General features: G+C 71.9%; 8 protein-coding genes. 3 read left to right on the plus strand and 5 right to left on the minus strand.

Annotated elements, in window-relative coordinates:
- Positions 1-256 precede the first annotated feature (256 nt).
- Positions 257-1252 carry a YncE family protein gene (locus tag AB0F52_RS38335; protein WP_360181665.1) on the plus strand — a complete coding sequence of 332 codons (996 nt, stop codon included), beginning with the start codon at positions 257-259 and terminating at the stop codon, positions 1250-1252.
- An 11-nt stretch (positions 1253-1263) separates the two neighbouring features.
- Positions 1264-2055 carry a leishmanolysin-related zinc metalloendopeptidase gene (locus tag AB0F52_RS38340; RefSeq protein ID WP_360181668.1) on the plus strand — a complete coding sequence of 264 codons (792 nt, stop codon included), beginning with the start codon at positions 1264-1266 and terminating at the stop codon, positions 2053-2055.
- 51 nt (positions 2056-2106) lie between these two features.
- Here AB0F52_RS38340 and AB0F52_RS38345 read toward each other — a convergent pair whose 3' ends face one another.
- The 4 genes from AB0F52_RS38345 to AB0F52_RS38360 all read right to left on the minus strand — a co-directional run bounded on the left by AB0F52_RS38345 (position 2107) and on the right by AB0F52_RS38360 (position 7459).
- A complete protein-coding gene (locus AB0F52_RS38345; protein WP_360181671.1) occupies positions 2107-2508 on the minus strand; it encodes a DUF6294 family protein in 402 nt (133 codons plus the stop codon).
- A 70-nt stretch (positions 2509-2578) separates the two neighbouring features.
- A complete protein-coding gene (locus tag AB0F52_RS38350; protein WP_360181674.1) occupies positions 2579-4411 on the minus strand; it encodes a RiPP maturation radical SAM C-methyltransferase in 1833 nt (610 codons plus the stop codon).
- Entirely contained in the window at positions 4408-4668 is a 261-nt protein-coding gene (locus AB0F52_RS38355; protein ID WP_360181677.1) for a hypothetical protein, read from the minus strand. Before AB0F52_RS38355 ends, AB0F52_RS38350 begins: the two co-directional genes overlap by 4 nt.
- A 19-nt stretch (positions 4669-4687) precedes the next feature.
- Positions 4688-7459, minus strand: coding sequence for a BTAD domain-containing putative transcriptional regulator (locus tag AB0F52_RS38360; protein ID WP_360181680.1), 2772 nt, complete (start codon positions 7457-7459; stop codon positions 4688-4690).
- A 135-nt stretch (positions 7460-7594) separates the two neighbouring features.
- On the opposite strand from AB0F52_RS38360, the gene AB0F52_RS38365 reads away from it, so the two are divergent.
- Complete coding sequence (locus AB0F52_RS38365; protein ID WP_360181683.1) at positions 7595-8149, plus strand: sigma-70 family RNA polymerase sigma factor; 555 nt, start codon at positions 7595-7597, stop codon at positions 8147-8149.
- 205 nt (positions 8150-8354) lie between these two features.
- Here AB0F52_RS38365 and AB0F52_RS38370 read toward each other — a convergent pair.
- A partial coding sequence (locus tag AB0F52_RS38370) for a 3-deoxy-7-phosphoheptulonate synthase (protein WP_360181686.1) occupies positions 8355-8644 on the minus strand: 290 nt, incomplete at its 5' end.

The following is an 8644-nucleotide window of genomic DNA, read 5'->3' on the forward strand; positions in this document are numbered from 1 at the left end:
TTTGGTGACACCCGGACGGGTTGAAAAGGTTTATGGGGAAATCCGCGTGGTGCGCGGCCGTGTTCACTCGTCAAGGCGATCATGATCTTGCTCCGGTGGCAGCTTCGCCGAGCCGTCGGTTAGCGTGATCCCGGCCCGGGAAACGGCGCGCCACAAGCGCTTCGCCGACCGGCTTCCCCGAAGGCGTCCGATCAGCGGATCCGAAGAGCCTTCATTTTCGACCCAGGCAGGGTTGGCTGCTGAACCGGAGAAGGACATGTCATTCGGCAATGACGCGACGACGATTCCGCGCCCGCGGTGGCCCCGCACCGGGCGCGCCGGCGGGGTACTGGCGGTGCTGCTCCTGGCCCTCGCTTCGGCCTGCCCGGTCGCGCACGCCTACCCCGCCCGGGTGCAGGTGTTCGTGGCGAACAGCGGTTCCGACAACGTCACCGTGTACGACACCCGGATGCAGGAGGTGGTCGCCACCGTCCGGGTCGGCCGGTCGCCGGTGGGCGTGGGCGCGGCACCCGGCGGCGACCGGGTCTACGTCACGAACGAGCTCTCCGACACCGTTTCGGTGATCGACGCCCGCACCTACTCCACCCTCGCCACCGTTCCGGTGGGCCTGCACCCGTTCGGCGTCGCGGTCGCCGGCTCCCACGCCTACGTGACGAACTTCGGGGCGGACACCGTTTCGGTGATCGACACCGCGACGAACAAGGTCGTGCGGCAGATCCCGGTGGGCCGGTTCCCGCACAGCCCGGCCGCGAGCCCGGACGGCCGCCGGGTGTACGTGACCAACAACGGCGCGGCCACCGTGTCGGTCATCGACGCCGGGTCCGACCAGGTCGTGGCCACCTTGCCGGTGGGCCGCTTCCCGGCCGGGATCGCGACCAGCCCGGCGGGCGACCGCGTCTACGTGGCGGCGACCGGCGCGAACAGCGTCGACGCCATCAGCGCAACCGGGCCGACGCTGATGACGACGCAACCGGTCGGCCAGGTGCCGATGGGGGTCGCGGTCACCCCGCGCGGTCAGGTCTACGTCGCCAACGCCGGCTCCGACACGGTGTCCCTGCTGGGCCGCAACCCCCCGACGGCGATCCCGGTCCAGGACGAGCCCGAAGGCGTGGCGGCGGCGCCCGACACCAGCTACGTCTTCGTCACGAATTCGGCCTCGGGCTCGATGTCGGTGATCGACATCGCGACGAACACGGTCATCGCGACCGTGCCCGTCGGCAGCGAACCGGAGGGCCTCGCCGTGACGTCCTGAACCCGCTTCACGTGCCGGGGCCGCTCTCCGGCGGTGGCGGCGTCGTTCCCCGGCGAAGCGAACCCCACCACCGCCGCCACCACGACCAGCACGCCGGCCCCGGCCCACGCGAGGCCCAGCACCGGCGCGCTCGGCGGCGAGACCGCGGGCGAACCATCTCGGCGACCGCGATTGCGAACGGCTCCGATCCCACGCTGCTCGCCGACATCGACGGGGTCGGTCACGTCCTCGGGCAGGCGCACATCACCCACGTGCGGCCTGCGGGCCGCGAACCGTGGGCGCTGCTGCCGGTCCGGGGCGAGATGACGTTCGACCGGGCCGACCTGGTCGAGCTGGAAGCGACGGGCATCCTCGGGGACGTCATCACCCACGAAATGGGCCACGTCCTCGGCATCGCCTCGCTCTGGGGCGCCAAGGGACTGCTGGTCGGCAAGGGCACCAGCGATCCGGCGTTCACCGGGCCGGCGGCGATGGCCGAGTACCCCAAGCTGCGCGGCTCCGGCGACCTGCCGCGGGTGCCGGTGGAGGACGCCGGCGGGCCGGGGACCCGGGACGTGCACTGGCGGGAGCGCAGCTTCGGCAACGAGCTGATGACCGGTTTGGCCGGCCACGCCCCGAATCCGCTCAGCCGGATCACCGCCGCTTCCCTCGGCGACCTCGGCTACCAGGTCGACGTCGACGCGGCGGATTCCTGCGAGCTGCCCGCCGACCGGGCGCTGACGGCCGCGGGGGTGGCGGTGCACGCCCTGGCGGTCACGCCGGCGCCGGTCGAGCTTCCCCGGCAGACCGTCGTGCGCGGCTGACCGTTCGAGATCGTGGCCGGTTCCGCCACCGCGGAACCGGCCACACGCGTGTCAACAGCTCGAATGCATCTTCAGGTGGGCGATGTCGTCCCACAGGGCGGTGTCGAAGGTCGCCCAGGCGCGGAACCGGTAGCGTTCGGCGCTGCTCGGCATCTTCCGCACGAACTTGCGCCAGTCACCGCCGACGGGGTGTTCGGTGGCGAGCGAACCCAGGATCGCCTGGCCGGCGTCGACCAGGTCGACGTTCCAGATGGACCAGACGGCGCCGTCGACCGTGCTCGTCACGGTGGCGTCGAAGGTGGCCGTCCCGTCGGGGGACAGGGTCCACTTGGCGCCCTCGAACATCGTGCAGTTCCCCATCCTGATCGGCCCCCAGCCGAATTCCCACGGCGTCCAGCCGGTGAGCCGTCTCGCTGAGGCGTTCGCCGCCTGCATGATGACCGACGGGTCCATGTCGGGTGCCTTTCCGCTCGGCTCGGTCCTACCGCCGGACAGAGGCGCGGCGGGCGGCGCTTGATACCGGTCACCGCCCGGGTGTCGCGGGCAGGGCGAGGGAGAGGGCGAGGTTCCCGTCGAGGAACATCAGCCCGCGTTCGCCGAACCGCCGGAACGCGGCTTCGACCGCGGGAACTCCCACGATGAGGCCGAGTTCGCGGTGCACGGCCGCGGCGGTGCGGGGCCGGTCCACACAGGCGAGGTAGAGGTCGGCGAGCGTGTCGCGGAAGGTGTGGGTGCCGTGGCTGCCCGGATTGCGGCCGTCGTAGATCTGGAGGAAACCGGGTGCGCAGCGGTACACCAGCACCGGCGCCGGGTCCGCCTGCCAGGCCGCCGACCACGCCGAAACCGCGTCCCGCAGCGGCGTGTAGACCTCCGGCGGCAGCTCGTCCTCGGGTTCGTACCCGAAGAAGTAGGCGACCCGGTGGACGTCCACTGTGGCCGGGTAGACGTGCCGGTAGCTGGTCTCGGGATCCCGGGCCCGCAACGGGAACCGGTCCGGCCGCGAGAACAACGGGCTGAACCGCTCCAGCCACAGCCGCGCCGCGCCGGCCGGCGGCTGGAGGTGGACCAGGTGCGGGACGACCGCCGCCTGTTCGGCGTACGCCTCGGCCGGCTCACCCGGGAACCCCCACAGGATGTTCCAGGCGACGGCGATGCCGTAGTACCGGGCCCAGCGCAGCAAGTTGACGTTCTGCGCGGCCCGGACCCCCTTGTCCATCAGCCCGAGCACCTCGGAGCTCAGCGACTCCAGGCCCGGCTGCAGCTGGGTGACGCCGGCTTGGGCGAGCAGCTTCAGCTGGGCGCGGGACAGGTTGGCCTTGACCTCGTAGAAGAGCTGGTACTCGCGGCCGGCCTCGGCCAGGGCCGGCACCAGCGTCTTGAGGTAGGCCGGCTCCATGATGTTGTCGACCGCGTCGAACCGGAAGGTCCGGTACCGCCGCGCCTGCGAGTCCAGCTCACCGAGCACCCGGGACGGCGACTTGGCGCGGAACCGCATGGTGGTGCCGTTGAGCCCGCAGAACGTGCAGTGGTGCTTGGCGCCCCACCAGCACCCGCGGGCCGACTCGAACGGCAGGGCGACGTGGCCGGTCGGCAGCCCCAGCCGCGCCGCCCGCTCGAAGTACTCGTCGTAGTCCGGGACCGGCAGGTCGTCGAGCCGCTCGTGCGGCGCCTCGGCGGGAGTCGCGACGACTTCGCCGCCCACCCGCCGGGCAACGCCGGGAATCGCGCCCGGATCCGTGCCGTTCGCCAGCGCGTCCAGCAGGCGCGGGAACGCGACGTCCCCTTCGCCGAGCACGGCGAAGTCGATGCAGGCGACCGACCGGACCAGCTCCAGGCCCATCTCGCCGTCGAAGTTGGCCCCGCCGAACACGGTGACGACGCCGGGATCGCGGTCCTTGAGCCGGCGGGCCAGCGCGAACGACGCCACGTTCTGCTGGAACGTGCAGCTGAAGCAGACGATCCGGGCCCCGGCGAGCTCGCCGGCGACGGCATCGAGGAAAGCGGGCACGTCCCGGTCCCGCACGGCCGCCAGCCAGTCCTGCGCCGGCCCGGCGGCGTCGTCCAACGAGGACAGTTCGCCGCCGAACTCGGGGAGCAGCTTCCCGTCCGGGTCCGGTGCGGCAGCGCCGAACGCTTCGACGGAGAAGAGCCAGTCACCGAGCTGCCGGCCACAGTGGTCGGCCAGCCGCCGGTACCGGTCGGCCCCGATCCGCACGGCGAAATCCAGGTTCAAGTGCAGGGTGCGCACTCCGAAGCCGTGCTGTTCCCCGATCGCCTTGAGCAGTCCGAGCTGGATGGACGGCCGGTCGGCGTCGAGGAACGGCATCGAGACGAGAACGGCGGGTGGCGCGGTCACGACAGCTTGATGAAGCCCCGGAAAAGCTGGGGCCTCACGGACGCCTTTCCGGCGGCGAACGCCGCGAGCAACGAACCTTGTTCCGGCGTGAAACTACCGCTGAACCCGCTGGTGAGCTTGTCGTCTTGTTCGACAGCACTCCATGCGCACGCAAGGACCCCGTTCAGCAGTTGCTGTTGTTCTGCCGTCATCAAATCCTTCGCGCTATCGAGTGCCTCGTGGAATTTCCTGATGTCCGTCGAGCTGAATTCGGTCATGGTATTGCTCCAGTTCTGACTATCCATTGTGTACTTCGGCCAGCCTCTTCAGCACTTCGTCCGCGTCCGGATGGGCGAGGTGCGCGAGGATGTCGTGGGCCTGCCGCCACCCGGCCCGGGCGGACTCCAGGTCGCCCAGTTCGCGGTGGAGGTTCGCCAGTTCGATGCGCAACCGGGCCTCGGTCATCAGGCTTCCCCTGCCGTGCACGAGTTCCAGCGCCGTCTCGTAGCAAGCGATCGCCCGGGTGTGGTCGCCGAGCTGCTGGTGCGCGTAGCCGATGCTGTGCCAGCTCTGGGTCGCGCCCATCTGGTCGCCGAGCTCCACCTGCAGGTCGAGAGCCTGCCGGCAGTGCTCGATGGCCGAGGCGTGCTTGCCGAGCAGGGTGTGGAACCAGCCGACGGCGTTGAGCGCCGTCGCCTCACCGGCCCGGTGTCCGGCCGCGCGGAACAGCGCCAAGGCGTGCTCCGCGTGCACCAGCGCGCTCGCGGCGTCCCCCTGCCGGTCGAGCAGCCAGGCGGACTGGCGGTGCGCGTAGGCCTGGCCGACCACGTCACCGCTGCCCGCGTACAGGGCGAGCGCGGCCCGGACGTCGTCGACGGCTTCGGTGTCCCTCCCGAACCGGCCGTGCGTGCCGCCCAGGTGCAGGTGCGCGAACGCCTGCTTGCGCTCGTCGCCGAGGCGGCGCGCGGCGGCCAGGGCCGCGGTGAGCGCCTGTATCTCGTCGTGCCAATACCCGCGGCGCAGCAGGAACCGCTGCATCGACCAGGCGAGCTCCCAGACCCGGGCGTCGAACTCGGTGTCCGCGTGGACGAGCTGGAGCAGCACCCGGTGCTCGGCCTCGAACCACGCCAGCGCCCGTCGGTGCTCGGTGATCCGTTCCGGCTCGGCTCCCCCGGGCAGCGGGGTCAGCTCGGGCGGCACTTCGAGCCGGGGGTCGAGGAACCCGTCGGCGAGGTAGGCGGTGTGGGCGTAGTGGCCGAGCATGCGGTGGACGGCAGCCGTCCGCCCGGCGGGGGACTCTTCCGCGTGCGCCAGCTCCGCGGCGTAGGCACGCAGCAGGTCGTGCAGGGTGTACCGGCCGGGAACGGGCTCGGCGATCAGGTGCGCGTGCGCCAGCTCGGTCAGCAGCGCCCGGGTCCGTCCCGTGGACAGGCCGGCCAGGCTCGCCGCCGCGCGGGTGCCGATGTCCGGGCCGGGGTGCACGCCGAAGAGCCGGAACAGCCGGGCCGCCGCGGGGTCCAGCCGCAGGTACGACCAGGAGAACACCGCCCGGGGGTCGGTGGCCGGGTCGGCGTCGGCGAACTCGTCCAGGCCGCGGGCGTCCCGCAGCTGCCCGGCCAGCACGGCCAGCCCGAACCCCGGGTGGATCGCGGCGCGGGCCGCCACCACGGCGAGGGCCAGCGGCAGGTGGGCGCACAGGGAGATGATCTCGTCGGCCGCGGCGGGTTCGGCCGTGATCCGGTCCGGGCCGATCCGCCGGCGGAGCACCGCACGCGCCTCCGCGGTGTCCAGGAGGTCGACGCCGAGCGGGTGCGCGCCGGCCGTGACCAGACCGGTGAGCTGGTCGCGGCTGGTCACGAGCACCACGCTGCCCGGCGCTCCGGGCAGCAGCGGGCGCACCTGCCCGGCGGCACCGGCGTTGTCCAGCACGACCAGGACGCGCCGGTTCGCCAAGAGCGTCCGGTACAGGCCGACCTGCGCGTCCGGGGAGCGGGGGATCCGGTCGTCCGGAACGGCCAGCGCTTCGAGGAACCCGCGCACCGCGTCGGCCGGGGGCACCGGCGACCCGGTCGGATCGAAGCCGCGCAGGTTGACGTACAGCTGACCGTCGGGGAACTCGCCGGCCACCGCGTGCGCCCAGTGCAGCGCCAGTGCGGTCTTGCCGACTCCGGCGGTCCCCGACAGGACCACGATCCGCGGCGCGGGGGACCGCTCGCCCTTGATCTCGTCGAGGCGGCGCAGCGCCCGTTCGCGGCCCGCGAAACCCGGCGTGTCCGGAGGCAGCTGCGCGGGGGTGGCGGCGGGTGCGGTGCGCGGTCCCGGCGGCAGCTCGCCCCGCAGCAGCTCACCGTGCAGCGCCCGCAGCTCGGAGCCGGGATCGGTGCCGAGCGCGTCGGCGAGCCGGTTCCGGACGGCGGCGTAGCGTTCGACGGCCTCCGCGTCGCGCCCCACCGCGTGCAGGGCGCGCATGAGCAACGCTTCGAGCGGTTCCGCGAGCGGGTACTCAGCCGCCAGCTCGGGCAGCGCGCCGATGACCGCGCCGGGCCGGTCGAGCCGCAGTTCCAGCTCGCCCCAGCTCACGGCCGCGTCGAGCCGGCGCCGGTGCCAGGTCGTGCGGACCCGCTCGGCCCAGTCGCCGTGCAGGCCCGCCAGTGGCGGACCCCGCCAGCCGCGCAGGGCCTCGGCCAGCGCCGCGGCGCGGTCGGCGTCGGTCGCGCGCAGGTCGTTCCCCTGCTCGACCAGGTGGGCGAATCGGTGCAGATCGACGACGTCCGGATCGATTTCCAGCACGTAACCCGCGGTTTTGCGGGTGACCCCGGCGGGGATGCCGGTCAGCTCCGTCACCCGGTTGAGCAGCTGCCGTATTCGGCTCAGGTGGGAATACACCGCATTGCGGGCTTCTTCCGGTGGGTTTTCGCCCCAAACCCGGTCGATGAGCGTTTCGATCGGAACCGGGCGGCCGGCATCGACCGCCAATGCCGCGAGAACAACCTGCTGACGTGGGGTTCCGACGTCGAGCGGCTGTCCGCCGACGCGTAGCTGCACCTCCCCGAAAAGCAGAAATTCCATGCGGCGGACTCCCCGTGCTCGACACGTCCGAACCGGCCACGTCGATGCTGCCCGCACCGCAAGGTCTCGGCAAGGTCGGCGAACAGGGCGTGGCGGAATCGTGAACACGGGAACAGCCGAGTCCGAGGAGGGACCATGCGGGACGAGTCGCCGGCCCGATTGCTGGAAAATGCGGCCCGAGGTGCGGAATGGGCCTGGCGGGACTTGGTCGCCCGCTATTCTTCGCTGATCCACGCGGTGTGCCGGCAACACCGGATCGGCGGCGCGGACGTCCAGGACGTCAGCGGCGCGGTGTGGCTGCAGCTGGTGGCCAACCTGGCGCAGATCCGCGAACCGGACGCACTGCCCGGCTGGCTGCGCACCACCACCCGGCACGAATGCCTGCGCCTGCTGCGCCACCGGAACCGGCAGATCCCCACCGAGAGCACGACGTTCGCCGATTCGGCCACGCCGGCGCCCGACGCCACGCTGATCGGAGCCGAACGCCTGTTCGCCGCCCGTCGCGCGTGCGCGCAGCTGTCCCGGCAGGACCGGGAGCTCTTGGCGTTGCTGTTCGACGACCCGCCGAAGTCCTACCGGGAAATCAGCGCGACACTGGGAATCCCGATCGGCTCGATCGGCCCGTCGCGGGCCCGGTGCTTGGCCAGGGTGCGCAGCACGCCGGCGATCGCGGCGCTGCTGGCGGGGTAACGGCAGGATTTCGAGGGCCACACTTCCCGGAGGAAGCAGGCCACGGCTTGATACACCCCGCCGGAATGCGCTCCCGGCGTCACGGCGGCTTTCTCCCGGCGGTTTCGTTTCCCGGATGAGGATGACGCTCGGCAGTTTGCCGAGCCGATTCGCCCGGCCTCGAGGGGTGCCGCGGAGCGATACCCGCTCCGCGGCACCACCGCGCTCAGCTGCGCAGCATCTCGGCCACCAGGAACGCGAGCTCGAGGGATTGCTGGGTGTTCAGCCGCGGGTCGCACGCGGTTTCGTAACGACCGGCGAGGTCGACGTCGGAGATGGCCTGGGCACCGCCCAGGCATTCCGTGACGTCTTCGCCCGTGATCTCGACGTGGATACCGCCCGGATGGGTGGCCAGCGCACGGTGCACCTCGAAGAAGCCCTGGACCTCGTCGACGATCCGGTCGAAGTGGCGGGTCTTGTAGCCGGTGGAGGACTCGTGGGTGTTGCCGTGCATCG

The organism is Amycolatopsis sp. NPDC024027 (genome assembly GCF_040638975.1).
GTDB lineage: Bacteria > Actinomycetota > Actinomycetes > Mycobacteriales > Pseudonocardiaceae > Amycolatopsis.